General features: G+C 71.6%; 25 protein-coding genes. 13 read left to right on the top strand and 12 right to left on the bottom strand.

The window, feature by feature from the left end:
- Nucleotides 1–78 precede the first annotated feature (78 nt).
- Together F6W97_RS23360 and F6W97_RS23355 are read right to left on the bottom strand one after the other, a co-directional pair.
- Nucleotides 79–1,062, bottom strand: coding sequence for a CU044_5270 family protein (locus F6W97_RS23360; RefSeq protein WP_155372539.1), 984 nt, complete (start codon nt 1,060–1,062; stop codon nt 79–81).
- The gene (locus tag F6W97_RS23355; protein WP_155372538.1) at nt 1,062–1,643 is read right to left on the bottom strand and encodes an RNA polymerase sigma factor; all 582 of its coding nucleotides are present in this window, start codon (nt 1,641–1,643) and stop codon (nt 1,062–1,064) included. Before F6W97_RS23355 ends, F6W97_RS23360 begins: the two co-directional genes overlap by 1 nt.
- A gap of 129 nt (nt 1,644–1,772) precedes the next feature.
- On the opposite strand from F6W97_RS23355, the gene F6W97_RS23350 reads away from it, so the two are divergent.
- The gene (locus F6W97_RS23350) at nt 1,773–2,426 is read left to right on the top strand and encodes a DUF2625 family protein (RefSeq protein ID WP_230686895.1); all 654 of its coding nucleotides are present in this window, start codon (nt 1,773–1,775) and stop codon (nt 2,424–2,426) included.
- 13 nt (nt 2,427–2,439) lie between these two features.
- Here F6W97_RS23350 and F6W97_RS23345 read toward each other — a convergent pair whose 3' ends face one another.
- Nucleotides 2,440–2,991: a DUF6036 family nucleotidyltransferase gene (locus F6W97_RS23345; RefSeq protein WP_155372537.1), complete on the bottom strand. Its 552-nt coding sequence runs from the start codon at nt 2,989–2,991 to the stop codon at nt 2,440–2,442.
- Nucleotides 2,988–3,494 (bottom strand): helix-turn-helix domain-containing protein, encoded by a 507-nt coding sequence (locus tag F6W97_RS23340; protein WP_155372536.1) that lies wholly within the window; start codon nt 3,492–3,494, stop codon nt 2,988–2,990. The genes F6W97_RS23345 and F6W97_RS23340 overlap by 4 nt, the downstream gene beginning before the upstream one ends.
- Before the next feature lie 192 nt (nt 3,495–3,686).
- On the opposite strand from F6W97_RS23340, the gene F6W97_RS23335 reads away from it, so the two are divergent.
- From F6W97_RS23335 to F6W97_RS23305, 7 genes are all read left to right on the top strand, one after another.
- Complete coding sequence (locus F6W97_RS23335; RefSeq protein ID WP_155372535.1) at nt 3,687–5,087, top strand: MFS transporter; 1,401 nt, start codon at nt 3,687–3,689, stop codon at nt 5,085–5,087.
- A 113-nt stretch (nt 5,088–5,200) separates the two neighbouring features.
- Nucleotides 5,201–5,734: a hypothetical protein gene (locus F6W97_RS23330; RefSeq protein WP_155372534.1), complete on the top strand. Its 534-nt coding sequence runs from the start codon at nt 5,201–5,203 to the stop codon at nt 5,732–5,734.
- Nucleotides 5,735–5,741: 7 nt separating this feature from the next.
- Nucleotides 5,742–6,755, top strand: a complete 1,014-nt coding sequence (locus F6W97_RS23325; protein ID WP_155372533.1) for a hypothetical protein — start codon at nt 5,742–5,744, stop codon at nt 6,753–6,755.
- Nucleotides 6,756–6,768: 13 nt separating this feature from the next.
- Nucleotides 6,769–8,079 (top strand): Dyp-type peroxidase, encoded by a 1,311-nt coding sequence (locus F6W97_RS23320; protein WP_155372532.1) that lies wholly within the window; start codon nt 6,769–6,771, stop codon nt 8,077–8,079.
- Between the two features lie 28 nt (nt 8,080–8,107).
- Nucleotides 8,108–8,977: a bile acid:sodium symporter family protein gene (locus F6W97_RS23315; protein ID WP_155372531.1), complete on the top strand. Its 870-nt coding sequence runs from the start codon at nt 8,108–8,110 to the stop codon at nt 8,975–8,977.
- A gap of 9 nt (nt 8,978–8,986) precedes the next feature.
- Nucleotides 8,987–9,745, top strand: coding sequence for an MBL fold metallo-hydrolase (locus tag F6W97_RS23310; protein WP_230686894.1), 759 nt, complete (start codon nt 8,987–8,989; stop codon nt 9,743–9,745).
- Nucleotides 9,733–11,805 (top strand): phage holin family protein, encoded by a 2,073-nt coding sequence (locus F6W97_RS23305; RefSeq protein WP_155372530.1) that lies wholly within the window; start codon nt 9,733–9,735, stop codon nt 11,803–11,805. The genes F6W97_RS23310 and F6W97_RS23305 overlap by 13 nt, the downstream gene beginning before the upstream one ends.
- Here the strand turns inward: F6W97_RS23305 and F6W97_RS23300 are convergent.
- Nucleotides 11,802–12,848, bottom strand: coding sequence for a questin oxidase family protein (locus F6W97_RS23300; protein ID WP_155372529.1), 1,047 nt, complete (start codon nt 12,846–12,848; stop codon nt 11,802–11,804). The genes F6W97_RS23305 and F6W97_RS23300 overlap by 4 nt on opposite strands.
- A 343-nt stretch (nt 12,849–13,191) precedes the next feature.
- Here F6W97_RS23300 and F6W97_RS23295 point away from each other — a divergent pair, with 343 nt between their 5' ends.
- Nucleotides 13,192–13,485, top strand: coding sequence for a hypothetical protein (locus tag F6W97_RS23295; protein WP_155372528.1), 294 nt, complete (start codon nt 13,192–13,194; stop codon nt 13,483–13,485).
- Nucleotides 13,486–13,520: 35 nt separating this feature from the next.
- On the opposite strand, the gene F6W97_RS23290 is transcribed toward F6W97_RS23295, so the two are convergent.
- Both F6W97_RS23290 and F6W97_RS23285 read right to left on the bottom strand, forming a co-directional pair.
- Entirely contained in the window at nt 13,521–14,156 is a 636-nt protein-coding gene (locus tag F6W97_RS23290; RefSeq protein WP_196279282.1) for a hypothetical protein, read from the bottom strand.
- A 68-nt stretch (nt 14,157–14,224) separates the two neighbouring features.
- Nucleotides 14,225–14,830: a TetR/AcrR family transcriptional regulator gene (locus F6W97_RS23285; RefSeq protein ID WP_155372526.1), complete on the bottom strand. Its 606-nt coding sequence runs from the start codon at nt 14,828–14,830 to the stop codon at nt 14,225–14,227.
- Nucleotides 14,831–14,896: 66 nt separating this feature from the next.
- On the opposite strand from F6W97_RS23285, the gene F6W97_RS23280 reads away from it, so the two are divergent.
- The gene (locus tag F6W97_RS23280; protein WP_155372525.1) at nt 14,897–15,811 is read left to right on the top strand and encodes an alpha/beta fold hydrolase; all 915 of its coding nucleotides are present in this window, start codon (nt 14,897–14,899) and stop codon (nt 15,809–15,811) included.
- Nucleotides 15,812–15,850: 39 nt separating this feature from the next.
- Here the strand turns inward: F6W97_RS23280 and F6W97_RS23275 are convergent, their stop codons facing one another.
- Complete coding sequence (locus F6W97_RS23275) at nt 15,851–16,912, bottom strand: saccharopine dehydrogenase family protein (protein WP_155372524.1); 1,062 nt, start codon at nt 16,910–16,912, stop codon at nt 15,851–15,853.
- 104 nt (nt 16,913–17,016) lie between these two features.
- Here F6W97_RS23275 and F6W97_RS23270 point away from each other — a divergent pair, with 104 nt between their 5' ends.
- Nucleotides 17,017–17,955, top strand: a complete 939-nt coding sequence (locus tag F6W97_RS23270; protein ID WP_155372523.1) for a helix-turn-helix domain-containing protein — start codon at nt 17,017–17,019, stop codon at nt 17,953–17,955.
- 71 nt (nt 17,956–18,026) lie between these two features.
- On the opposite strand, the gene F6W97_RS23265 is transcribed toward F6W97_RS23270, so the two are convergent.
- The gene (locus F6W97_RS23265) at nt 18,027–18,431 is read right to left on the bottom strand and encodes a hypothetical protein (protein WP_155372522.1); all 405 of its coding nucleotides are present in this window, start codon (nt 18,429–18,431) and stop codon (nt 18,027–18,029) included.
- Between the two features lie 229 nt (nt 18,432–18,660).
- Here F6W97_RS23265 and F6W97_RS23260 point away from each other — a divergent pair, with 229 nt between their 5' ends.
- Nucleotides 18,661–21,795: a BTAD domain-containing putative transcriptional regulator gene (locus F6W97_RS23260; protein ID WP_155372521.1), complete on the top strand. Its 3,135-nt coding sequence runs from the start codon at nt 18,661–18,663 to the stop codon at nt 21,793–21,795.
- Here F6W97_RS23260 and F6W97_RS23255 read toward each other — a convergent pair.
- The 3 genes from F6W97_RS23255 to F6W97_RS23245 form a co-directional block, all read right to left on the bottom strand.
- The gene (locus F6W97_RS23255) at nt 21,779–22,525 is read right to left on the bottom strand and encodes an ABC transporter permease (RefSeq protein WP_155372520.1); all 747 of its coding nucleotides are present in this window, start codon (nt 22,523–22,525) and stop codon (nt 21,779–21,781) included. The genes F6W97_RS23260 and F6W97_RS23255 overlap by 17 nt on opposite strands.
- Nucleotides 22,522–23,463 (bottom strand): ATP-binding cassette domain-containing protein, encoded by a 942-nt coding sequence (locus F6W97_RS23250; RefSeq protein ID WP_155372519.1) that lies wholly within the window; start codon nt 23,461–23,463, stop codon nt 22,522–22,524. The genes F6W97_RS23255 and F6W97_RS23250 overlap by 4 nt, the downstream gene beginning before the upstream one ends.
- Before the next feature lie 110 nt (nt 23,464–23,573).
- Nucleotides 23,574–24,317, bottom strand: coding sequence for a GbsR/MarR family transcriptional regulator (locus F6W97_RS23245; RefSeq protein WP_155372518.1), 744 nt, complete (start codon nt 24,315–24,317; stop codon nt 23,574–23,576).
- A gap of 230 nt (nt 24,318–24,547) precedes the next feature.
- On the opposite strand from F6W97_RS23245, the gene F6W97_RS23240 reads away from it, so the two are divergent.
- On the top strand, nt 24,548–25,219 hold the full coding sequence (locus tag F6W97_RS23240; protein ID WP_155372517.1) for a DUF4097 family beta strand repeat-containing protein: 672 nt from the start codon (nt 24,548–24,550) through the stop codon (nt 25,217–25,219).

Here is a 25,219-nt window from a genome sequence, read left to right as displayed (position 1 = left end):
TGCGCAATACCTGTCTGTCCGAAACCGGCCTCGCGGCGGGCCGCGGCGCGTACGCCACGGCCCGCCGTCAAGCAACCCTCACACGCCGGCCCGGTCGACGATCTCGACCGTCAGCACCGCGGCCGAGTACATCACCTGTCCGGCCCGCAGGCCGTCGCCGTCCTGCAGGGCGACCGAACGGTTGCCCAGGTAGGCGTGGCTGTCCCGGTCGAAGATGAGTTCGGCGCGGGTGCCCTGCACCTCGTGCAGGGCCACTGCGACGCCGTCGCGGCCAGCCTCGTCGGTCACGTCGCCGACCACGCTGACCCCGGGGATCCTGGCCACGGCGCCGAAGACCGCGGCCAGTGACGCCGGCGACAGGTACGCCTCGGCGACGAGGTCCACCGCAGCGGTGAACGCCCGCTGGTCGCGGGGGTTCTTGTTCGGCTGCTCGTCGGCGATGCGGTAGAGGTGGGCCAGCATCGCGTCCGCGTCGGTCGGCAGGCCGCCCCGATAGGCGGGCGTCGGCGTGCACGCGTTCGTGACGGTGACCCCACCCTTGGTCTGCGTGACGACCCCGCCGTGGCAGCCGGGCAGGGCGGTGTCCGTCCAGTCCCCGCCGGACCGCGGCCGCTGCTGGATGAGCCCGTCGCGGGTCCCGTCCACCGACAGCCAGACCCGGCGTGCGATCACGGCCGTCGACGACTGCTTCGTCGCCTCGTTCATCCCGAGCACCGTCGCGACTGACTCGACATGCACGAACTGATCCCCGCGCACCGGCACGTCCGGCTGGTGCCGGGCCTGCTCGGCGGCACCGGCGAGGATGTCCGCGGCCTGCGCCTGGGCCGCCGGTCCACTGCCGCCGAACGGCACGACCTGCGCCGCCAGCACCGCCGCGGTGAGCACCGCGGCCAGCCCGCCGCCGACCGCGACCCGCATCCCGGTACGCCCGGTGAGCATGCGGCGCCAGACCGGTTGCGGGCGCATCACCCCGGTGAGCACCCGCCGGCGCAGGTCCCGCGGCGGCGGACCGTCCGGGTCCAGGGCAGCGCCGAAATCGTCCAGCATCGTCATCTCGTCCATCACTCCACCTCGAAAAAGTCGGTCATCGTGTCCTCGCCGAGGGCCTCGCGCAGCTTGAGTCGCGCCCGGTGCAGCCGGGAGCGCACCGTGCCGACCTTGATCCGCAGCGTCTGCGCGACCTCCTCGTACGTCAGGCCGCTCCACGCGACGAGCAGCAGCACGTCGCGATCACGCGCGGCGAGTCCGCGCAGCCCGTCGGCGAGCGCGCCGCGGGTCGCCTGGGCGCTGACCGCCGCGTCGACCTCGTCGGCGAAGCCCTCGACGGCCTCGGCTTCGCCTGCTCGGCTCAGCGCCCGGTATCTGGCCTGCTCCGTGCGCCACCGCCGGGCGATCTCCTTGGTGAGGATCCCGAACAGCCACGGACGGGCGTCCTCGCGCCCCAGGTCGTAGCGGTCGCGGTGGCGGAATGCGGCGAGGAACGTCTCCGCGACCGCGTCCTCCGCCGTCTGCGGCCCGAGCCGCCGGTACGCGTACCGGTGCAGCCCGGCGGCGTACCGGTCGTATATGACCCCGAACGCCTCCGCGTCGTGCCTGGACGCGGCGATCACCGCCGCGTCGCCGGACAGCTCCGCCGTCGTCATCGCTGATGTGGCCAATGCACCGTGGTCCCTCCTCCCGAAAACCGACCTGACAGCCATGTCTCTGCGCCAGGGCCGATTCGGGTTCACGGCCGCGTCCCGCAGCGGCAGACCGGCGGGTACCTTGGCGGCGTGCGCGAACTGGACGAGCTGGTGGTCGGCGATCAGTCTGCCTGGGCGGAGATCCTGGGCGTCGTCGCGCAGTCGCCCCATATCGTCGAAGTCCTGCCCGCCGACGAGGGCATGCCGGCGTCCTGCCTGCACCACCTGCAGGTCACCACCGGGTCCTGGCTGGGCGCCGTCACCTATCTCAGCGGCGGCATCGTCGTCGACGGCGGTTGGCTTCGTGTCCTGGGTTCCGGCAGCATCGGCCGCGGGCTGACCGACATCGTCGCCGCCAACCAGCCGGACTCGTTCGGCCTGGTGGTGGCGCATGACGTGCTCGGCGGTGTGTTCGCGTGGGCGCAGGGCTCACCGGGCGACGCCCCGACGGTGCACTACTTCGGCCCGGACGCGCTGGACTGGCAGGACCTCGAGCTGGGGTACGCGGCCTGGCTGACCGCCATGCTGATGGGCGCGATCGAGCCCTTCTACGACACCCTTCGCTGGCCCGGCTGGCCGGCCGAGGTCGCCGCCTGCCGGCTCGACCAGGGCATCCACACGCTTCCGCCGCCCTGGAGCAAGGAAGGCAAGGATCTCGGGAAGGCCTCCCGGCGGCCGATTCCCATGACCGAGCTGGTCGCTGTCCACCGCGACATGGCACGGCAGCTCAACGGGATCGGGTGAGGTACGCGGCCGCTCAGCTGGGCGCTCCCCGCCGTGCGTGATAGTTGATCCACTGGCGCAAGCGCTGCCGGTGAGCAGCGGTCACGTCCACGGTCTCCACCCGCTCGGTGAGAACAGCAGCGTCGATCAACCCGTGTTCCAGCAGCGCCGCCGCGAAGACGTGGTCCTTCTCCCTGCCCGCGACGAGCTTCGAAACCACACAATCGTGCGGGTCGAGCAGGTGACCACGCCCAGGCGCGGTACCTGGCGTGTCGACCACCACCAGTCGCTGCCGCCAGCCTGCCGGGAGCACTGCGGTGGAAACGCTCACACCCTGGGCGTAGTAGCCGAAGGTTTCGTGGAAGGGCGACAGCTCGCCGATCGCCCCGTCCACCCGGTCCGCCTTGAGATCGTCCGGATCGTCGAAGAACGCGACGTCCACTTCGATCGACGCCGTCGCCGCGGCGGGCAGCCTGTCCTCGGGTATGGCGCCGAGGATCGACTGGCTGCCGATGACCAGGATGTCGGGCTCCTGCGCGATCTGCGACGCGGCCCGGAGCACGTGCTCCAGCTGCTCGCGGTTCACGCCATCCGCTCCCTGCGCCAGCGCTCGGCGAACGCGGCCAGCACAGCCTGGCGGGTGCCTTCGGGAAGCACGCCTGCGAACGGCGAGTTCTGGCGCAGGTCGGCGGCGTCGCGGCTCCGTGAGGTCAGGACCTCGAGCACCGCCTCGGCTCCGGCATCGAGGACCTGCCGCCAGCGTTCGAGCCACATCGCCGCCATGCCGTCCGGGTGTACGCGCTGGAGTCTGTGCAGGTTCTCAGTGGCGTCGGCCAGCACGTTGTCGGGGTCGGCGACGAGACGGCCGGCCACGGCGCGGTGCAGCCACAGCGACTTGAGCTGGTCGCGGGTCAGTTCCGGACGCAGCATGGCGAGCACGTCCGCCCTGGCGATCCGCCGGTGCGTCCCCACCCTGACGAAGGGAAGGGCTCCCCGCTCACACAGGTCGACCACATGCTGACGTGACGAACGCAGCAGCGCCGCCGCCTCGCTCGTCGTCATCAGGTCGTCGTCGGAGTCGCCTCTCATGCGTCAACCATGCCGCAGTAAACACCAAAAACGCAACCGCCCGTCCCCTCTCCGCAGCGATCTCCCGGTATACCGGCATGAATCGGACAGCTTTACTACGCTGTCCATGTCGGCCCGCCAGCAGGAGGAGTGACCCATGCCCACCGCGATTGAGCAGTTCGTCGCGGCCGGCGTGAAACGGTTCGCGAGCCGATGAGCACCGCCATGCCGCCCGCGGGGTCGCTGCGGCAGATGCTCGTGCCGCTCGCGCTGGCGCAGTTCATCTGCAGCTTCGCCGGCACCAACATGAACGTGATGATCAACGACATCAGCACGGACCTGAACACGACCGTGCAGGGTGTCCAGATCGCCATCACGATCTTCCTGCTGGTGATGGCCGCCCTCATGATCCCCGGCGGCAAACTCACCGACCGGTACGGCCGCAAGCGCTGCTTCCTCGCCGGCCTCATCCTCTACGGCATCGGCGCGCTGCTCAGCGCGGTGTCACCCGGGCTGGGCGTGCTCATCCTCGGCAACTCGATCCTGGAGGGTGTGGGCACCGCGCTGCTCATTCCACCCGTCTACATCCTCACCACGCTGCTGTTCACCAGCGTCACCTCCCGCGCCAAGGCGTTCGGCATGATCAGCGCGATGGGCGGCGTCGGCGCGGCCGCGGGACCGCTCATCGGCGGCCTGATCACCTCGGCGCTGAGCTGGCGCTGGGCGTTCGTGTTCCAGGCACTCGTGGTGGCCGTGATCGTCGTGCTCGGCCGCAAGCTGTTCGACCCGCTGCCGCCGGACCCGACCCGGCCGTTCGACACCCGCGGCGCGGTGCTGTCGGCCGGCGGGCTCATCCTCGTCGTCGCCGGCATCCTCGCCGCCGACGACAACCTCTGGCTGATGCTCGCCCTGATCGTCGCGGGCCTGCTGCTGCTGTTCCTGTTCTTCCGCTGGGTACGCGCCCAGGAACGCGCCGGCCGCGAACCGCTGCTGTCGACCACGCTCTTCCGCAACCGCACCTCCAACTTCGGCCTGGTCACCCAGAACACCCAGTGGCTGATCCTGATGGGCACGTCCTTCACCGTGTCCGCGTACCTGCAGGTGGTCCGCGGCTACGACGCGATCCAGACCGGTGTCATCTTCACCGCCGCGACGGCCGGTCTGCTGATCTCGTCGCTGGCAGCCGAGCGCCTGGCCAAACGCCGCCCGCAGCGCACCCTGATCCGGGCCGGCTTCGTGCTCACCGCGATCGGCGTGGTCGTGCTGCTGGCCCTGGTCACCGGCACGCCCGGGGCCTGGGCGTTCGCGCCCGGCCTGCTGCTCATCGGGCTCGGGCTGGGCCTGATGCTGACCCCGTCGGTCAACATCGTGCAGTCCAGCTTCAGCGACGACCAGCAGGGCGAGATCTCCGGGCTGTCGCGCAGCGTGTCCAACCTCGGCTCCTGCCTGGGCACCGCCGTCGCCGGCACCATCCTCGTCGCGGGCATCACCGCGACCCCCGAACGCGCCTACGGGCTGGCCATGGCCGTGCTCGCCGTGGTGGCGATCGCCGGGCTGTGGGCGGCCGCGAAGCTGCCGCGAACCCCCGCACCCGCGGCGACCCGGACGCCCTGACTTCCCCGAGGACCGGTTCAGTCGGGTCGATTTGCATATTTTCAGTATGGTCTGTGGGCATGATGGGCTGGTCGCCACCGTGACCACGGGGTGTGCCTGCGATGGGAAGCGCGATGGAACTCAAGCCTGCGGCCATGGTGATCCCCAAGGACACCAGCCATCTCGAACAGGGCAAGTACGGCCCGGTCTTCCCCCGCACCCCGGCCTGCTACGGGTTCACCATCATCGCGAAGGTGAAGCCGGGTCGCGCGGACACCATGCGCGAGTACGGCAACACCCTGGCCAAGGCGCTGGAGTCCGACCCGTACCTGCTGGCCCCGTTGAAACTGCACTACCTGCGGTGGGTCCTGTTCGACGACGACACCCGGTTCATGTACCAGGGCATCTTCGACACCGACTTCGACAAGTACACCGAGGACGCCGTCGCGCTGTTCGGCAAGTCGGGGGTCAACACCGCGTTCGAGAACCTCGAAGGCTTCCCGGAGGACTGGAAGACCAACCCCGAGGCGTTCATCCGGTTCGTGCGCGAGCACCAGTGCCCGAGCTTCATCGAGTACGGCGAGTACCCGTACGTCACCGCCGACGAGATCAAGAAGGCGCTGCGGATCAAGGGCGCGTTGTCGGAGATGCTCGACCAACTGCAGTGAGGACTTCATGAGCGACCCGCGACCCGCCCGCGTCTACAACACCCGCCACCAGCCCCGCCCGTACACGCCGGGACGGCGGCGGGTCAGCATCTACGTCGCGTGGAGCTACCCCGCCGAGGCCGGCCGCAACCCGGCCGAGCTCGACAACCGGTTCTCCACGATGACCGAGGTGCGCCGGGTCACCTGGCCCGCGTACGAGGACCCGCAGTGGTCCGACCCGATGCGCTTCCAGCAGGGCATCTCCGGCGCGCTCGAACTGTTCTTCTGGGCCTGGGCGCCGTTCCAGGACTTCGCCGCCGAGACCACCGGCCACCCGGTGGCGATGTACCAGCGCGTCGACCAGGCGGGTGTGGTCACCCCGCTCGACGAGCGGGTGCTGGCCGACACCGACACGCTGTTCGTCTTCGGGCTGGACCATATGGTCACCGGCCAGGACGCCACCGCCGAGGAGGTGCAGGCGCTGCGCGAGTGGGTGGGCCGGGACGGCACCCGCCTGGTGCTCGGCCCGCACCACGACGTCGGCGCGGGCGACGACCTCGCCGTGCGCGACGTGGAGTACCACCACCACGGCGACGCGCTGGTGCCGCGCCAGCAGCGCTTCGGCCGGTACACCCGCTCGCTGATGGAGGCGCTCGGCGTGCCGGTGGAGAACCGCTACGGCCTGCGCCCGGCCGTCGCCGCGCCCAAGCGCATCGCCCCGCTGTCGATCAACCGCGACCTGGACACCAAGGGCTGGCTGGCCGACGTGACCAGCTTCAACTTCCACATGCACCTGCCGCACTACGCCGTGACGACCAGCGACGAGCAGGCCGTACGCGTGCTGGGCCGCCAGCCCATCGACCTGGCCAAGCCGCACCCGTTCACCGAGGCGGGCAACACCGAGTTCAACATGTTCCTGTGGCTGCCGCCCGCGGGCGACCGGGCCGGCGACATCCTGATGGCCGACTCGACCATCTTCAGCACCCTGTTCGGCGCGGACGACAGCCTGCGCAACTTCTGGCGCAACATCGTCACGCTCTAGCGGGAGGCGCGACGTGGAGCTGCACGACATCCAGCGCGGGGTCCTCAGCCCTCGGCCGTCGCCGTACGCGGCCACCTACCTCCTGTTCCGCATCGACGACCGGGCCCACGGCAGGGAGCTGATGCGCCGCATCGCCGCCGCGGTCACCAGCGCCGCCGACACGCTCAGCCCGCTGGGCGAGACCTGGGTCAGCGTCGCCGTCACCTACCACGGTCTGCGCGCGCTCGGCGTGCCCCAACCTGCGCTCGACACCATGGCCTGGGAGTTCCGCCAGGGCATGGCCGCCCGCGCCACCGCCCTGTCCGACACCGCCGGCAGCGCCCCCGAACATTGGGAAGCCCCGCTGGGCAGCCCCGACGTGCACGTCGTCCTGGTCGCGCTGGCACCCGACGAGCCGACCCTCGAAGCCGCGATCGACCGCGCCCGGCCCGCCTACGAGGGCCTGAGCGGGGTGACCGCGATCTGGCGGCAGAACTGCCACGCCCTGCCCACCGAGACCGAGCCGTTCGGCTACCGCGACGGCATCAGCCATCCGGCCGTCGACGGCAGCGGCATCCCCGGCTCCAATCCTCTGGAGAAGCCGCTGGCGGCCGGCGAGTTCGTGCTCGGCTACCCCGACGAACTCGGCGGTGTGCAGACCACCACGCCGGACGTGCTCGGCCGCAACGGCAGCTACGTCGCCTTCCGCAAACTGCACCAGGACGTGGCCGGGTTCCGGCGCTTCCTGCGGGCCAACTCGGCCGGGCCTGACGAGGAGGAGCAGCTCGCCGCCAAGCTCATGGGACGTTGGCGCAGCGGCGCACCGTTGGCCCTGTGCCCCGTGCACGACGATCCGGAAGTCGGCGCCGACCGGGACCGCAACAACGCGTTCCTGTTCCGGCAGGACGACCCGGACGGGTTCGCCACCCCCGGCGGCAGCCACATCCGCCGCGCCAACCCGCGCGACTCGGCCGTCGCGGGCGAACCCCGCCTGCACCGCATGATCCGGCGCGGCACCGCGTACGGGCCGCTGCTGCCCGAGGGCGTGCTCGACGACGACGGCGCCGACCGCGGGCTCATCTTCGCCTTCGTCGGCGCCCATCTGGGCCGGCAGTTCGAGTTCGCGCAGTCGCAGTGGATGAACGACGGCGTGTTCTTCGGCGGCGACGACGCCCGGGACCCCATCGTCGGCTCCGGTGAGGGCCTGTCCGACTACACGATCCCCCGCCGGCCGGTGCGGCGGCGGCTGCCGGCCGTGCCGCGCTTCGTCACCACCCGCGGCGGCGAGTACGCGTTCATGCCCAGCCTCAGCGCCCTGCGCTGGCTCGGCGAACTCACCGACTGACCCATCCGACCGCAGGCAGGAGACCACGGTGGACACGCTGCAGTTGCTGCTCAACGCGGTGACCGTGATCTTCATTTCGACGACCATGTTCGCCGCCGGCCTCGGCGCGACCCTGCCCGCGCTGCGCCGGGCGTTCACCGACGTGCCGCTGCTGGCGCTCGTGCTGCTGGCCAACCTGGTCGTCGTCCCGCTGCTGGGCTGGGGGCTGGCGGCCCTGTTCCAGCTCGCGTCCGCACCGTTCATCGCGCTGATCCTGATCGCGTCCTCGCCGGGCGGTCCGTTCGGAGCCAAACTCGGCATGATCCAGCGCGGCGACGTCACCACCGGCGCCGCGATGCAGGTGCTGCTCGCGGCCATCGGCAGTGTCACCTTCGCGCTCACCGCCAACGTCCTGCTGACCGCGGCGAACGTCGGCGGCGGCATCTCCCTAGACGTCGGCGCGCTGGTGCGCACCGTCGCGATCCTGCAGCTCGTGCCGTTCGCGATCGGCCTGCTGCTGCGCCACCACACCGCCGAAACCGCACTGGCCTGGCACCCGGTCGCGATCAAGGTCTCCAACGTGACGTTCCTGATCGTGCTGGCCGGGATGATTCTGGGCAGCTGGAGCGACGTCGTCGACCTGCTGGGCTCGCGTACCCTGCTCGCCGGGTTCCTGTTCTCCGCCCTCGCCTTCGGCCTGGGCACGCTGCTGTCCACCGGATCACCGGCCCGGCGCACCACCATGGGCGCGGTCACCGCGGTACGCAACCTCGGCCCGGCCCTGGCCGCCATCGGGATCGCGTTCAGCGACCAGCCCGCCGTCCTCGGCGCGGTCGCCGCCATCCTGCTCAGCGGCCTCTGCGCCGCCATCCCCATCACCGCGGCGCTGGCCCGCCGCCGGGCCGAACCCCGGACCTGAGGGGTTCCCGTGACGTCCTCGCTGGTGTTCCTGGGCCACTCGACGGTCCTGCTCGACCTCGGCGGCGTCCGGGTGCTCACCGATCCGGTGCTGCGCGGGCGGCTGACGTTCCTGCGCCGGGTGGCCGCGCCGGTGGCCGCCGCCGACCACGCCGACATCGACGTCGTCGTGCTGTCCCACCTGCACCACGACCACTGCGACCTGCGCTCGCTGGCGCTGCTCGGACGCGACGTGCCACTCGTCGCGCCCGACGGCGCCGCGGACTTCCTCCGGCGGCGAGGATTCCGGCGCGTCGTCACGCTGAAGGCCGGTCAATCCCACACCGTCGGCGCGGTGACCGTGACCGCGACCCCGGCGGTGCACGACGGGCGGCGGGAACCGTTCGGGCCCCGGGCCGCCGCGGTCGGATACCTCATCGGGACCGCGCAGGCCGTCGCGTACTTCGCCGGCGACACCGACCTGTTCGCCGGGATGCGCGAGCTGTGCCCCGACCTCGATCTCGCCCTGATCCCGGTGTGGGGATGGGGGCCGAACCTCGGCCCGGGGCACCTGAACCCGCAACGGGCCGCCGAGGCCGTCGCCCTGCTGCGCCCACGCCGCGCCGTGCCGATCCACTGGGGCACGCTGTTCCCGTACGGGCTGGGGGTCTTCTATCCCGGCCGGCTCCGGGAACCCGCCCGTGCCTTCGCCGACGCCGTCGCGGCCCGCGAGCTGCCCACCGAGGTGCGGGTGCTGGCCCCGGGCAGCAGGCTGACATGGCAGCCGTGAACCCCGGGTGGATCGGCGCCCAACTGCGCACGGCGGTCCCGGTGCTGCTGCTGGACTGGGCGGCGCTGAGCATCGCGATCGCGGTCACGCCGGGGCTGTCCGCGAGCACCGGCTGGGACGTCCTGCTGGCCGCGGTGCTGCTCGCGGTCGCCGCCGCGGTGCTGCGGCCGCTGTTCGCCGCGTTCGCCGCCCGGCTGGGCTGGGCCGGTGTCGTGGCGGGCTGGCTGCTGACCCAGGCGCTGCTCGTCTACCTGGCCCTGTCGCTGGCCCCGCACATCCAGGTCGACGGCTTCTGGCCCGCGTTCTGGGCGTCGTGGATCTACTCCGCCCTGGTCAGTGCGGCCATGTGGGTCGTCACCGCGGGCGACAACTCCGCCGTGCTGGCACACCTGCTGCGGACCACGAAGAAGACCCGCCGCGCGGCGGCCACCACCGCGGTCCCCGGGGTCGTGATGATCCAGATCGACGGGCTGTCCGCCCCGCTGGCACGCTGGGCGATCCAGGCGGGCAACCTGCCGACGCTGACCCGGTGGATCCGCTCGGGCAGCCACACGCTGGTCGAATGGCACGCGCAGCTGCCCGCGACCACCCCCGCCAGCCAGGCCGGCCTGCTGCACGGGGCCAGCGCGCACGTGCCGGCGTTCCGCTGGCTGGAGAAGGAGACCGGCCGGCTCGTCGTCACCAACCATCCCAAGGACGCCGAGTACGTCGAGCGCGGCTTCTCCGACGGCCGGGGCCTGCTCGCCGACGGCGGGGTGAGCCTGTCCAACGTCTTCTCCGGCGACGCGCCGACCAGCCTGCTGACCATGAGCACCGTCGCCCGCAAAAGCTCCCGGCGCGGCCCCACCCGCGAGGTCAGCAGCTATCTCGTCGATCCGTTCGGGCTCACCCGGTCGCTGGTCCTGACCGCCGGAGAAATGATCAAAGAGGTGTTCCAGGCCCGGCGGCAGCGGGCCCGCGACATCGAGCCCCGGGTGCACCGCGCCGCCTCCTACGTGGCGTTGCGCGGCGTGACCAACGTGCTGCTGCGCGACCTCAACCTGAACCTGGCCGCCGAGCACATGATGCGGGGCGCACCGGCGATCTACTGCGACTTCGTCGACTACGACGAGATCGCCCACCACGCGGGACCGACCCGGGCCGAGTCGCTGGCCTCGCTCGACGGCATCGACTGGGTCCTGGGCACGCTGGAGCAGCTTGCCGCGAGCGCGCCGCGCCCGTACCACCTCGTGGTCCTGTCCGATCACGGCCAGAGCCAGGGTGCGACCTTCCTCCAGCGGTACGGGTACACGCTGGAGGTCCTGGTCCGAAGGCTGATGGCGGGCGACGGCACGGACGTGTCGACCGCACCCGACAACGAGCAGTGGGGCCGGGTCCGCGCCCTGCTCACCGAGGTCAGCGGCGAGCAGCAGCTGGTCGGCAGGCTGACCGGCGGCGTGCTGCGGGCGAAGGAGGAGCCACCCGCGCCGGCGCAGGGCGCGGAGCTGGTCGTCGTCGCGTCCGGCAACCTGGGCATGGTGTATCTGGCCCGGGAGCGCCGCCGCCTGACGCTGGAAGAGATCGAGGCCCGGCACCCGAACCTGCTGACCGGCCTGATCGCGCATCCCGGCGTCGGGTTCGTGGTGGTGCGATCGAGTGCCCGCGGGCCGGTCGCCCTCGGCCGCGACGGCGTCCACCATCTGGCCGACGGGCGGGTCGACGGCACGGACCCGCTGGCCCCGTTCGGCCCGCACGCGGCAGCCGACCTGCGGCGGCACGACACCCTGCCGCACGTCGGCGACATCGTGCTCAACAGCCTGCTCGACGCCTCGACCGGCGAGGTCGCGGCGTTCGAGGAGCTGGTCGGCTGTCACGGCGGGCTGGGCGGCGCGCAGACCAGGCCGGTGCTGATCCACCCCGCCGGCTGGGCGGCCCCGGGCCCGCTCGTCGGCGCCGACGCGGTCCACCGGCAGCTGATCGGCTGGCTGGAAGATTCAGGCAGCCGAGCGCGGCTGGAGCCGGCCGATCAGGCCCGCCGCGCGGACCCGCCGGATCCGGCAGGGCAGGCGCAGCCGCGCTAGCCCCGGACGATCAGGTCGTTGGCGTACACCGCCACATCCAGCACCGCCTGTTCGCCGGTGCGGCGGTGCACGTCGAGAGCCGCGTCGATGAACTTGATTCCGTGCGAATCCTGGTCGTGCAGGCCGCGGGCCATCAGGTCGGCCGGGTCCACGGCCTCCCCGACCGGCATCGCCCGAGCCGTCGCGGGCGAGTACGCGCTGGTCACCGCAGCGGTGGCGGCCCAGGCGGCCTCGATGCTCGGCTCCCACAGCGCGGCGGGCAGCACCGGCAGGACGCGGGCGATCGCGTTCGGCGCGGTCGCCGCGTGGACCAGCATCACCGGGTTGCCGTGCCCGTGTGTGCCGAAGCGCAGCACCGCCGCCTCGACGATGGCGGCGAGCCGGTCGGGCACACCGGTTGCGGCGTCACCGGGGACCGCGCCGACCGACTCCGGCCAGCCGGGCAGGTCGGCGAGCTGCGCGAGCCGGGCACGGATGCCCGAACGCTGGTGCGGCACCCGGGGCACGGCGTCCAGCGCCGCACGCGGATCGGTCGACCGGTACGGGCCTTTGCCGGCCGGTGCCAGCGGCTGCCAGCGGGCGGCCCAGTAGCCGAGCCCTGCTGCCAGTTCGGCCACCCGGGCCGGAGTCGCCACGCCGTCCTGCTCGCTGTCGAGCAGGGCGCGCACCGCGTGCCCCACCCTGATGACGCCGTGCGTCGCCCCGGCTGCCACGCCCGGCAGCAGCCGGGGCCACCACTCGATCAGCACCTCGCGCCAGGGCCGCTCGCCGAGTTGCCGCTCGAAGAAGGTGAGCCAGTCGCCGGTCCGGACCGGGTCGCCCAGCGGATCGCGCCACTCGCCTGCCGAGATGCGCTGGATGCCGCGGGGGCGTTCGGACAGCCGGTCGGCATAGCCGTCGATCCAGGCATGCACCTGATCGCCGTAGCCGTGCCGGACCAGCGCCTCCGCCGCCATCGGCGCGTGGTTGGACAGCCAGCCGTCGCGCTCCGGTCCGGTGTGCTGCAGCCGCTGGTATGCCTCGTCGAGAACCCCGTTTGTCATGGCCAAAAGCTTCCGGCTTCAAGTCCACTTGAAGTCAATAGCCTCTGAGCCGCCGCTACATCAACATCGACTCACACATCCGTCACCTGCGCCTGAAGCGAAGGAAGGGCACCTTCACATCGCCATACGTATTAGAAGGTGCCCTTCTTAACGGTGGTCGCGGAGCGCACGGGCGAAGATCACTGTTTGCGGTCGAAAAGTAAGGCCTGGCCGTACTTTTCGACCGCAAACAGTGATCTTCCGCGGAGCGAGAAGGCGCGGAGAAGTTCCACAACAGCCCGTAGCCGAGCCGTCACCCGACCTATGCTGATCCCACAGTCCAAGATCGAGACAGGGGTACGCGATGGCGATCGTGCTGGTCCACGAAGGCCCTACCTTCACCGAAGAGCAGTACGTCGAGATCGTCCGCAGGATGACCGGCGGAAAGACCCGCATGGAGTCGTTGGCCGACTGGCCCGTCGAAGGGCTGCTGGTGCACGTCGCCGGCCAGGGCGACAACGGCTTCCGGGTGGTCGACGTGTGGGAGGACGAGGACGCCTGCCGCCAGTTCGCCGACAAGCTGAAGCCGATCATGGATGAAGTCGGCGTGACGGAACAGGCCAAGCTCTACCCGCTGCACTCGTTCGTGGCGGCCTGAGCCGGAGACGGCCGGACGAAGGGCGCGCGCCGGCGTCACCGTCCGAGCGCGGCGTCGCCGACGGCACCGGCCCCGACCGTGGTGGCCAGGGCCTGTGCCAGTTCTTCCCCGTTCGAACGGACGTGCAGGTAGAGGCTGTGGCCGGGCGGCGGGTCGCGGTGGTACAGCTCGATGCCGTTGAGACCCAACTCGAAACCCGCGTACTTGTGCTCACCAGGCCAGCACACACGCCACAAGACCGAGGCCGGATCCGAGCCCACCGCCGACAGCAGAGATCCGGCAGGATCGTCCTCCAGCTCGCACTCATAGGTGGAGATCCTGCATTCCAGCGGTGGAAGCCGGCGCAACGCCGTGACGACCGCGCCGTCGAAGTCGATCATCAAAGGCAGGCTGCCGTCACGGGACGTTTTCCAGCGGTCGGCGGCCGACAGGTGCGGGCCGAGGACCGGCGTCGCCTGCTCCACCAGCTCCGCGGGAAGCGTCACCACGAGGTAGGCGCTACCGAGCGTCAGGTAGCGGGCGAGGTCCCGATGGGTGTCGACTTCGACGTCCACTGCCACATACGCCCGGCAGCAGCCGGTCGACCGCCGGTCGAGCAGCCGCCGCGCCATCGCGTGGACGGCGACGACGTCGTCGCCGGTGTGTATCCGGTACACGGCCGAGGTCCCCATGGCCGGGGATTGTGCCAGCGGGCGGATGCGCCGACCGCCGGGGCGGCAACAGGCCGTGCGGTCCCCGGTCAGGCGAGCAGGTCTCCGGTCGGGAGCAGGGCAAGGTGGCGGTCCACCACGGCCAGCGCGTCCTGGTATGAAAGCGCACCGACCAGCACCGGTAGCCGCAGTCCGTCGAGCAGCGCGGCGAGCCGCTGCGCTTCGGCCGGGGCGTCGATCGATACTCCTGCGCCCTGAAGCACGGTGCTCAGCGTGTGGGCGAAACCGGCGAAGGCTGGGGCGAGGGCGGCGGCCAGGGCGGGCGCGACGGCGGCCCGGGACAGGAACGCCATGCTGACCAGCACCTCGGATCGGCAGGCTTCGTCATAGGGCAGGTACTCGGCGGCGATGGCGCGCAGTGCCGCGGTCGGCTCGCCGGAGGGTTCGCGGGTGAGCCGGGCGCGCACCCGCTCGGCGAAGCGGTCGTGCACGCTGAGGCTCAGCCAGTGCTGCAGCGCGTAGAGCAGCATCTCGTCCTTGGTGGCGAAGTAGTGCTGGACGGCGCCCATCGACACGCCCGCCTCGTGGGCGACCTCGCGCAGGGAGACCGCTTCCAGGCCCTGCGTGCCCGTGATGCGCAGCAGCGATTCGACGATGTGGCGGCGGCGCTGCTCGTGGTCGACCTTGCGGGGCATGGCCAGAACCTATCCTTCCCGGTTACAATGCAGTCGCATTGCAAAAGCTAGCGCGAAGAGGCCACGGTGACCATACGGACGGCACACAACGGCGACGTCCAGCTCGCGTACGAGACCTTCGGCGCGCCCGGCGGCGAGCCGCTGCTGCTCATCATGGGCCTGGACTTCCAGATGACGTACTGGCCCGACGGCCTCTGCCAGGCGCTGGCCGCACGCGGCTTCCACGTCGCCCGCTTCGACAACCGGGACGCGGGCCTGTCCACCCACTTCTCCTCGCCCGAGCCGGAGAACCCGTTCAAGGTGCTGTTCCGGGGCAGCCGCAAACCGGCGTACACCGGATCGGACATGGTCGCCGACGGCCTGGCCGTGATGGACGCCCTCGGCTGGGACTCCTCCCACGTGTGCGGCACCTCCCTCGGCAGCGGACTCGCCCTGGCCACCGCCGTCCTGCACCCGCAGCGGGTGCGCACCGTCACCGCGATCATGGGTGCGCCGCCGGGGAAGCTCAACATGCTGCGGTACGTGAACTTCGGCGTCTTCCCCCGCTTCGCCCGGATCAAGCACCCCGCCACCGACGAGGGAGCGGTCCAGACCCTGGTCGACATGATCCGGCTGCTGTCCTCGCCGCACCATCCGTTCGAAGAGGAATGGGCCCGGTCCGTGGCCGAGGTCAGCCACGCGCGCGCCCCACGCGACCCCAGCACGACGCAGCGCCAGACCGCCGCCGGGCTCAACCTCGGGACCACGGGCCGCCGGCTGGGTGAGATCACCGCGCCGACCCTGATCGTCAACGGCGCCGACGACCCGCTCATCCGGCCGTCCGCCGGGGCCGCGCTGGCCCGCCGGATCCCCGGCGCACGCTCGGTCGTCTACCCGCGCATGGGCCACATCCTGCCCGAACACGTGTGGACCACGCTGGCCGACGACATGGCCGCCCAGGCCCGCCTCGCCGCAGGACCGGTGACCTCCGACGCCGCCTGAGCGCCACCGGCCGTCCCGATCCGTCGGGGCGGCCTCCGATCAGGCGAACTGCGGCACGCTCGACTCGTCGTGCAGTTCGATCGCCAGGTGCGCGGACAGCGCGCGCAGGAAATCGGGCGCGTCGAAGATCTCACCCGCGGAGGCGACACCGGTCGTCCTCGTCTGCCCGGCGAGGATGCGGTGGACCGCCTCGACCGCCAGCGGGGCGCTGACGGCGTAGATGTCCCGGCCCCTGGCGACGACGCGCCGACGCGTGTCGCCGGAGCGCACGACGACGTCGACGGTGAACAGCTGCGCCGACCGGCCCAGCTCGTCGACCGCGGCCGGGGCGGGCGAGTCCGGGGCGGCCAGGTCCCGGGCCGCGTCGGTGGTCATGTAAGTGCGCACCTCGGGGATCGCCAGGTGGCTGGGCACGGTGACGACGTCGGCCATGGTGAACTCGCCGAGCACGGACCGAGTGCCCATCGGTGCGGGGAAGTCCCAGTCCAGGGTCGGCAGGGCCTGCTCGGCGACGTAGTACTCCAGCCGGCCGCCGGTGTAGCGGACCCGCTGCCCGTCGCGCCTTTCCCGGGAGACGGCGCCGGAGACGAGAGTCCCGGCCGTGGGGTGCCAGCTGCTCAGCCCGTACGCGACGTGCGCCTCGTCGGCCGCCGTCCAGTCCCCCATCGCCGTGGTGACCAACAGGTCGCCGAGCCCTCCGAAGAACGCCATCGCCGGGACCACCGCGACGCCCGCAGCCTTAGCCCGGTCGGCGAAGTGCGTGAACGTGTCGACGTTGGCCTCGATCTCGGCCGCCACGTCCACGTACGGAACACGGTTGCGCAGAGCGGCCTCGATCACGGGCCCCGCGGTCGACGCGAACGGTCCGGCGCTGTTGACAACCGCGGCCGCACCCGCCAGCGCCCGGTCCAGCGAGGCCGGATCGTCGGCCGACGCCACCCGGTAGGCGAGCCCCGGATGCCGCGCCGCCAGTTCCTGGAGCCTGCCCGCAGCACGGCCGACGAGCAGCGGGACGAACCCGCGACCGAGCAACTCCGCCACCAGGAACCGTCCGGTGTGTCCATACGCGCCGAACACCGCCACGGTCTTGTTCGCACTCATCTGTGGTTCCTCCGCGCTTTGCAAAAGATCGACTGAGGAGATCCTGTCAGCGGCGGCAGGCCCGGACGAGTGTCTGGAACGCCAAGCCCCATACAATTTCGGACATGGCCACTGTCGCGCTCGCCGCCACCGACGGAATGCTGCACTTCGAGCTCGCCATGGCCTGCGAGGTGTTCGTCCGCGACCCGTCCGGCCTGGCCGACCCGTGGTACGACCTGGTGATCTGCGGGCCGGGCCCGGTCGGCATCGGCAGATTCCAGCTGACACCGGACGACGGGCTGGACCGGCTCGCCCGCGCCGACACCGTGATCGTCCCCGCCGTCGCGGACGTCGACGCGGACATCCCGGCCGGCCTGCTCGACGCCGTACGCGCGGCCCACGAGGCGGGCGCCCGGATGGTCTCGCTGTGCACCGGCGCGTTCGTGCTGGCCGCCGCCGGGGTGCTGGACGGGCGACGCGCGACCACGCACTGGGCCCACACCGACGCGCTGGCCGCCCGCTACCCCCAGGTCACGGTGGACCCGGACGTGCTCTACGTCGACAACGGCGACGTGCTCGCCTCGGCCGGCAAGGCCGCCGCGATCGACCTGTGCCTGCACCTCATCCGTCGCGACCACGGCTCGACGGTCGCCAACGCCGTCGCCCGCCGCCTGGTCGTGCCGCCGCACCGGGCCGGTGGCCAGGCGCAGTTCGTCACCACCCCGGTGCCCGCCCGCGACGACCATCCTCTCGCCGGCCTGCTCCCCTGGGTGATGGCCCGGCTGGACCGCCCGCTGACCGTGGAGGACCTGGCCCGCCAGGCGAACCTGAGCTCGCGCCACCTGGCCCGCCACTTCCGGTCGGCGACCGGCGTCACCCCGCTGCAGTGGCTGTCGACCCAGCGCATCCGCCGGGCCCAGGAGCTGCTGGAGAACACCGACGACAGCATCGACGCCATCGCGGCGGCGGCCGGCATGGGCACCGCCACGACCTTGCGCCGGCACTTCCACCGCACCGTGGGGGTGGCCCCGGACGCGTACCGGCGTACCTTCCGCAGCACGTGACGACTGCCCCTGATCACAGCAAGGGTGTGCCACAGGATCCTGTGGCACACCCTTGCTTGTTGCGCGTTCTGTCAGGCGGCGTCGAGCGCCTTCGTGATCTTGTTGATCATGTCGGCGACCACCGGGCCGGGCTGGCTGTGGTGCGTGGCGGACTCGATCGCGGTGACGACGGCGCTGCGGAAGTTGTCCGCCTCCGCCGGGGACTGCCCCTTGAGCAGGGTCATCGACGCGGTCAGCGCCGGCAGCACCCGGTCGGCGATCTCGGCCACGGACTTGCCGTTGAGGTCCTTGCCCTTCGGGTACTTGGCGAGCACGTGCCCGACCAGGCCGGTGGCCGAGCCCAGCGCGATACTGCCGTTCGTCGCGATCTTGTGAGGTGAGCCGCCGGCGGCGCCTGCGGCGGCCAGCAGCGTGACGGCGCCGTAAGCGGCCAGGCGCAGCGTGGTCTGGTCCTGCTCGGAGATGGTGATGGTCATGGCGGTGCACTCCTTCGTACGGAACTCACGTGAACCGGTGGGGCGGGCCGTGCCGGTTTCTGTCATGGGTCAACCATCGGCGTCGCGCCTGACACCGGTCTGCCACCGCCCTGACACGGGCACTGACACCGCGCTCCGAGCACTGACACCGCGACAGAACGCCTGACGGCGGCGACCCCGGACATCGGCCGGTTCCTTCCTGATCATCGTTCGTGGCAGGATCTGTCAGGTGCAGATCGCGATGCTCGGACCGTTCGAGGTGCGCACGGACGACGGCACCGCCGCCGACGTGCCGGGTGCGCGGCTGCGCGGGCTGCTGGTCGCGCTGGCCCTGGAACCGGGTCGGGTGGTCCCGAAGGCGACGCTGCTCGACTGGATCTGGGGCGAGAACCCGCCCGCCGACGCGACGAACGCGCTGCACCGCCTGGTCTCCCGGCTGCGCAAGGCGCTGCCGGACGGCTCGATCGAGGGGCATTCGGACGGCTACCGGCTGGCGGTCGAGCCCGACGCCGTCGACGCGGTGCGTTTCGAACGCCTGGTGGGCCGGGTGCGCGACGACGACGGCCCGCAGCGCGTACGTCGGCTGCGCGAGGCCCTCGCCCTGTGGCGCGGTGCGGCCATGCAGGACGTCGGCCTGCCCGACAGCTTGGCGCTGGATGCTGCGGTCACCCGGCTCGACCGGCTGCGCCTGACCGCCACGGAGGACCGCTTCGACGCGGAGCTCGGCCTCGGCCACGGCGCGGACCTGGTCACGGAACTGACCGACCTGGTCGCCGCGCACCCGCTGCGCGAACGGCTCGCCGGTGCGCTCATGCGGGCCCTGATGAGCGCCGGGCAGGACACCGAGGCCCTGCAGGTGTATCAGCGCACGAGGGAGGCCCTGGCCGACGCGCTGGGCGTGGACCCCTCGCCGGAGCTGTCCGCGCTGCACGTCGCGCTGCTGCGCGGCGAGTCGGGACGGCGGCAGGAGAACCGGAACACGAACCTGCGGGCCGAACTGGCCAGCTACATCGGCAAGGACGCCGACGTGGCCGCGGTCGCCGGTCTCGTCGCCGAGCACCGGCTCACCACCCTGATCGGGCCGGGCGGGTCGGGCAAGACGCGGCTGGCCAACGAAACCGGGCGCGGACTGCTCGCCGACCTGCCCGACGGGGCCTGGCTGGTCGAGTTCGCGGCCATCGGCGCCGACGGTGACGTGGCGCAGGCGACGCTCGCGGCCCTCGGCCTGCGCGACGCGCTGCTCGGGGAGCCGTCGAACCTGGAGCCCAGGGACCGGCTCATCGCCGCGATCGGGGACCGGGAGATGCTGCTGATCCTGGACAACTGCGAGCACGTGATCGAGCCGGCCGCCGAACTCGCCCACCGCCTGCTCGGGGAGTGCCGGCGGCTGCGGATCCTGGCGACGAGCCGGGAACCGCTGGGCATCACCGGTGAGGCGCTGTGGCCGGTCGCGCCGCTGGCCCTGCCCGCCAAGGACGCCGACCCGGCCGGGATCGCGGCCGCGCCGGCCGTCCGGTTGCTGCTGGACCGGGCCGGTGCGGTACGCACGGATCTCGTGCTCGACGCGCACACCCTGACGACGATGGCGCGGGTCTGCCGGGCCCTGGACGGGATGCCGCTGGCGATCGAACTGGCCGCGGCCAGGCTGCGCACCATGACGATCGACCAGCTCGCGAACCGGCTCGACGACCGGTTCCGGCTGCTGACCGGCGGCAGCCGCACCGCGCTGCCCCGGCACCGGACCCTGCGCGCGATGGTCGACTGGAGCTGGGAGCTGCTCACCGACGCCGAACGGGTGGTTCTGCGCAGGCTGTCGGTGTTCTCGGGCGGGGCGAGCCTGGAAGCGGCCGAACGGGTCTGCGTCGGCGACGACGTCGCGCCCGAGGACGTGCTCGAGCTGCTCACCGCGCTGACCGAGAAGTCGCTGCTGGTCGCCGCGGGTGACAGCGCGCCGCGCTACCGGATGCTCGGCACGATCAAGGAGTACGCCGCCCAGCGGCTCGCCGAGGCGGCGGAGTCGGACCTGGCGCGCGACGCGCACCTGGCCTACTTCACCGAACTCGCCGAGAAGGCGGACCCGCACCTGCGCCGCGCCGAGCAGCTGACATGGCTGGCGACGCTCGACGCCGAGCACGACAACATCACCGCCGCGATGCGTGGTGCGCTCGCCGCCGGACAAGCCCAGGCGCCGATGCGGCTCGCGGCGGGGGCCGGCTGGTACTGGTGGCTCAGCGGGCACCGGGCCGAAGGCATGGAGCTGATCTCCGCGGCCGCCGGGCTGCCCGGCGAGGTGGACGACGAGATCCGGGCCACCGTCTACGGCCACGCCGTGACGTTCGCCAGTTCCGGCCGGGCCGCCGACGAACACCAGGTGGCGGAATGGATCCATCAGGCGTACCGGTTCGCCGGGCGCAGCCGGTCGGGCAATCCCGTGCTGGCCGTGGTGGTCCCGCTGGAACGCATGCTGGCCGGACCGGACGCGATCCTGCCCGCGTGGGAGTCGATGCTCGACCACGAGGACCCCTGGGTACGCGCGCTGGCCCGGCTGCATCTGGGCAAGTCGCGGATCCTGCTCGGCCACGCCGGGCAGGACGCGGACACGGACCTGCGGACGGCGCTGACCGAGTTCCAGGCGCTCGGCGAACGGTTCGGGATCTCGTTCGCGCTGACCGTGCTGGCGGACCGCATCGCCACCCGGGGCGAGTTCGCCGCCGCGAGCGAGTACTACGAGCAGGCGATCGCGGTGGTCACCGAGGTCGGCGCCGTCGAGGACGTCATCCGGATGCGGTCGCGCCAGGCGCAGCTGTACTGGCTGCTCGGTGACGCCGCCGCCGGCGAGGCCGCGATGGCCGAGGCCGAACGCCACGCCGAGCGGGTCACCTGGCCGGAGGCGCTGGCGGAGCTGGCCCTGGCGAAGGCGGAACTGGCCCGCTGGCGCGGCGACGCCGGGCAGGCCCGCCGGCAGCTCGACGCGGCGACCGCCATGCTGGGCGACAAGGCGGACAAGCTCCGCGCGCTGACCCACGACCTGCTCGGCTACCTCGCCGACGACCTGGACGAGGCCCGCGCGCACCGCACCGCGGCCTACCAGGCGGCGACCGAGACCGGGCACGTGCCCATGATCGCCCAGGTGCTGGTGGGCATAGCGGACCTGGCATTGCGCCGTGACCAGCCCGAGCAGGCCGCCCGGCTGCTGGCGGCGAGCGACGCCGTACGCGGGCTGGCGGACCGTTCGCTGCCGGACACGGGCCGGATCGAGCGGGCAGCACGCAGCCGCCTCGGCGACACAAGGTTCGCCGAGGCGGCTGCGGAAGGTGTTCAGACGAGCTGGGCCGAGCTGGCCGAGGTCACGCTCGCTTCTTGAACGTGGACCGCGCCCACAGGTAGCCGACGAGCGCGATCACGACGCACCAGGCGACCGCGACGATCGCGTCGGTGGTGTCCGGCGCGCCGTTGAGCAGCCCGCGCATGGTCTCGATGATCGGCGTGAACGGCTGGTACTCGGCGAACTGGCGCAGGCCGGGGCCCATCTTCTCGGCGGGGACGATCGCGCTGCTGAAGAACGGCAGCATGACCAGCGGCACCGCGGCCAGACCCGCCGTCTCCGGCGACTTCGCGGACAGTCCCAGCGCGACGGTGAGCCAGCCGGCCGCGAAGCCGAGCAGCACGATCATCCCGACCACGCCGAGCCAGTGCGGCAGGCTCGCCGCCGGGCTGAAGCCCAGCAGGAAAGCCACCCCGATCAGCGCCGCGATGGCGATCACGTTGGTCAGCACGCTGGCGATGACGTGGCCGGTCAGCACCGCGCCGCGGGACACGTCCATGACCTTGAACCGGTTGATGATGCCCTTGGTCATGTCGGAGTTCACCGCCGTCGCGGTGGCCCCCAGCCCGTAGCAGACGGCCAGCAGGATCAGCCCCGGTGTCGCGTAGTCGATGTAGTCGACGCCGACACTGAACGCGTCACCGAACATGTACACGAACATCAGCATGATGATGATCGGCATCAGGACCGCGTTGAAGACCGAGGTCGGGTTCCGGGCGATGTGCTTGAAGTTGCGGCGCAGCATGACCAGCGAGTGCGACTTGCTCATTTCGCTTCCACCTCCGTGGTGTGGCCCGTCAGGGCGAGGAAAACGTCGTCGAGGTCGGGGGTGTGCACCGAGCACTCCTCGGCGCTGAGGGAGTACTCGTCGAGCCGGTCCAGCAGCGCCCGCAGCGATTTGGTGCCGCCGTCACCGGGCACCCGCAGGGCCAGCGCCTCGTCGTCGCGGGTGGCGTCGGTCAGCACCCGGGCGGCCGCGTCGAGTTCGGCGGCGGTGGTGAACCGCAACCGGATGTGAGTGCCGGGGATCTGCCGCTTGAGCTCGTCGGCGGTGCCCTGCGCGACCAGCCGGCCCTTGTCCAGCACCGCGATCCGGTCGGCGAGCTGGTCCGCCTCCTCCAGGTACTGGGTGGTGAGGAAGACGGTCACGCCGTCGGCGACCAGGCCGCGGATGATCGACCACATGGTGCGGCGGCTGCGCGGGTCCAGCCCGGTCGTCGGCTCGTCCAGGAAGATGATCTGCGGGTTGCCGACCAGCGTCATCGCCAGGTCGAGCTTGCGGCGCATACCCCCGGAGTAGGTCGAGGCGGGCTTGCCCGCCGCCGCGGTCAGCTCGAACCGCTCCAGCAGGTCCGCGACGATCCGCTTGCCGTCACCGGCGACCGCGCGGTTCAGGTCCACCATCAGCTGCAGGTTCTCCTGGCCGGTCAGCAGCTCGTCGACCGCCGCGAACTGACCGGTGACCCCGATCGCCGCCCGCACCGCCTTCGCGTTGCTCGCCACGTCGTGCCCGGCGACCCGGACCGTGCCGGCGTCGGCGCTCAGCAGCGTGGTCAGCACGTTCACCGTCGTCGTCTTGCCGGCGCCGTTCGGGCCGAGCAGGGAGAACACCGTTCCTGCGCGGACCTCGAAGTCGATGCCGTCGAGCACGACCTTGTCCTTGTAGGCCTTCCGCAGTCCGGAGACCGCGATCGCTGAATTCGTCATGCCGATGACTATCGAGATCCGGCCTGTCACCACCCTGACACGCTTCTGACACGGCCCCTGACACGGCTTCCCGCCCTCGTCGGGCCAGGTCACGGCGCTGACGGAACCGGTCAGCCCGGCTTGACGGTGTCGCCTGGGCTCGCTTCGGGCTTGGTGTAGAGGATCTCGCGGACCTGCTCGGCGGCGCGCAGGATGCTCTCGCTGATGAAGTCGCTGAAGCGGGCGATGTTCTCCAGGCGGACGGTGGCCGGGGTGCCGGGGCCGAGGACGCTGACGCCCTTGCGCGCGGTCTCGGCGACCTGGGCGATGCCACGGGCGCTGGCGATCGTCGATTGGTACCAGACGCCGTCGTCGACGAAGTAGCGCTCGCGGCGGCGTTCGTCGCGGACCCGGCGGATGAGGCCCTGCTCTTCGAGGAACGTGATCGCCTTGGAGACCGACGCCGGGCTGACCTGCAGGTGCGAGACGAGTTCGGACGCGGTGAGGCTGCCCGCGTCGGCGATGAACAGGCAGGTCAGCACACGGGCCATCATCTTGGGCAGGCCCTGGTGCATCATCAGGGTGGCGAAGGCCTCCTCGTACTCGCGCACGGCCTCGGGGTCGCGCCCGGGGCCCTGTACCAGCGCCCCCTGCTCCCGGGGCGGGCTGAGCTTTCGTCGGTGGGCGCGGCGTTCGGTGGCGCGGTGGGCCAGGTCGGCCCGATAGGCGGTGGGGCCGCCGTTGCGCATCACCTCGCGCGTGATCGTCGAGGTGGGGCGGTCGAGACGCCGGGCGACCTCGGCGTAGGCGAGGCCGTCGGCCAGCCCCAGCGCGATCTGCTGCCGTTCCTGCTGGGTGAGTCTGCCTCCCGGCACGCGCGAACTCCCTTCGTGCTTTGACTGTCGCCGCCAGCGTAGCGTTCGCGCCCAGCCCAATGCAACGATCACTGGGTCGCTCATTGCATTCAGCTTCAGGCCCGTTGCAACGAAATCATTGCCCTCAACTGCTAATACGCTTCTCCATAGCAACGATCTGGTTGCCGATTTATCGAACGCAACGTAGCGTTTCCGTTGTCGGAAACGAAGAAACGCACGAGGAGAGCAAGATGCAGAAGTTCGCCACCCCCGCCGCGATCACCGCCGTCCTGGACATCCCCGCCGGACGCATCCAGGTCATCGCCGCCGACCGCGCCGACACCACCGTCGAGATCCGGCCGGCCAATCCCGGCAAGAGCCGCGACGTGAAGGCCGCCGAACAGACCGAGGTCGCCTTCGACGACGGCGTGCTGCGGATCAAAGCCCCAGCGCAGACGAAGCAGATCCTCGGCCCGTCCGGATCCATCGAGGTGACCATCCAGCTGCCCGCCGGTTCCCGCGTCGCGGCCAAGGCGGAAGCCGCCGAGTTCCGGGGCGTCGGACGGCTCGGCGACGTCGCCTGCGAAGGCGCCCACGGCACGATCAAGATCGACGAGGCCGCCGGCGTGCGACTGAGCGCCCACGCCGGTGACGTCACCGTCGGCCGCCTCACCGGCCCCGCCGAGATCACCGTCCAGCAGGGCGCCATCCACATCGCCGAGGCCGTCTCCGGCAACGTCGTGCTGAGCACCCGGATGGGTGACGTGACCGTCGGCGCCGCCCGCGGAGTCTCCGCCTCGATGAACGCCGGCACCCGCTACGGCCGGATCCACAACGCGCTGAGCAACACCGAGGGCGCCGGGGCCGGGCTGAACATCCACGCGACCACCGACCACGGCGACATCACCGCCCGCAGCCTGTGA

It is taken from the genome of Catellatospora vulcania (assembly GCF_009720385.1).
Taxonomy (GTDB): Bacteria; Actinomycetota; Actinomycetes; order Mycobacteriales; family Micromonosporaceae; genus Catellatospora; species Catellatospora vulcania.
Note: the sequence above shows the minus strand (reverse complement) of the source record. Positions and strands in the feature narration are given on the sequence as shown.

Bases quoted from the DNA above. Each gene is read 5' to 3' on its own strand.
- F6W97_RS23360 (WP_155372539.1), bottom strand. From the start codon at position 1,062: ATGGACGAGATGACGATGCTGGACGATTTCGGCGCTGCCCTGGACCCG.
- F6W97_RS23355 (WP_155372538.1), bottom strand. From the start codon at position 1,643: ATGACGACGGCGGAGCTGTCCGGCGACGCGGCGGTGATCGCCGCGTCC.
- F6W97_RS23340 (WP_155372536.1), bottom strand. From the start codon at position 3,494: ATGAGAGGCGACTCCGACGACGACCTGATGACGACGAGCGAGGCGGCG.
- F6W97_RS23335 (WP_155372535.1), top strand. From the start codon at position 3,687: ATGAGCACCGCCATGCCGCCCGCGGGGTCGCTGCGGCAGATGCTCGTG.
- F6W97_RS23330 (WP_155372534.1), top strand. From the start codon at position 5,201: ATGGAACTCAAGCCTGCGGCCATGGTGATCCCCAAGGACACCAGCCAT.
- F6W97_RS23325 (WP_155372533.1), top strand. From the start codon at position 5,742: ATGAGCGACCCGCGACCCGCCCGCGTCTACAACACCCGCCACCAGCCC.
- F6W97_RS23305 (WP_155372530.1), top strand. From the start codon at position 9,733: ATGGCAGCCGTGAACCCCGGGTGGATCGGCGCCCAACTGCGCACGGCG.
- F6W97_RS23300 (WP_155372529.1), bottom strand. From the start codon at position 12,848: ATGACAAACGGGGTTCTCGACGAGGCATACCAGCGGCTGCAGCACACC.
- F6W97_RS23295 (WP_155372528.1), top strand. From the start codon at position 13,192: ATGGCGATCGTGCTGGTCCACGAAGGCCCTACCTTCACCGAAGAGCAG.
- F6W97_RS23290 (WP_196279282.1), bottom strand. From the start codon at position 14,156: ATGGGGACCTCGGCCGTGTACCGGATACACACCGGCGACGACGTCGTC.
- F6W97_RS23285 (WP_155372526.1), bottom strand. From the start codon at position 14,830: ATGCCCCGCAAGGTCGACCACGAGCAGCGCCGCCGCCACATCGTCGAA.
- F6W97_RS23275 (WP_155372524.1), bottom strand. From the start codon at position 16,912: ATGAGTGCGAACAAGACCGTGGCGGTGTTCGGCGCGTATGGACACACC.
- F6W97_RS23270 (WP_155372523.1), top strand. From the start codon at position 17,017: ATGGCCACTGTCGCGCTCGCCGCCACCGACGGAATGCTGCACTTCGAG.
- F6W97_RS23265 (WP_155372522.1), bottom strand. From the start codon at position 18,431: ATGACCATCACCATCTCCGAGCAGGACCAGACCACGCTGCGCCTGGCC.
- F6W97_RS23255 (WP_155372520.1), bottom strand. From the start codon at position 22,525: ATGAGCAAGTCGCACTCGCTGGTCATGCTGCGCCGCAACTTCAAGCAC.
- F6W97_RS23250 (WP_155372519.1), bottom strand. From the start codon at position 23,463: ATGACGAATTCAGCGATCGCGGTCTCCGGACTGCGGAAGGCCTACAAG.
- F6W97_RS23240 (WP_155372517.1), top strand. From the start codon at position 24,548: ATGCAGAAGTTCGCCACCCCCGCCGCGATCACCGCCGTCCTGGACATC.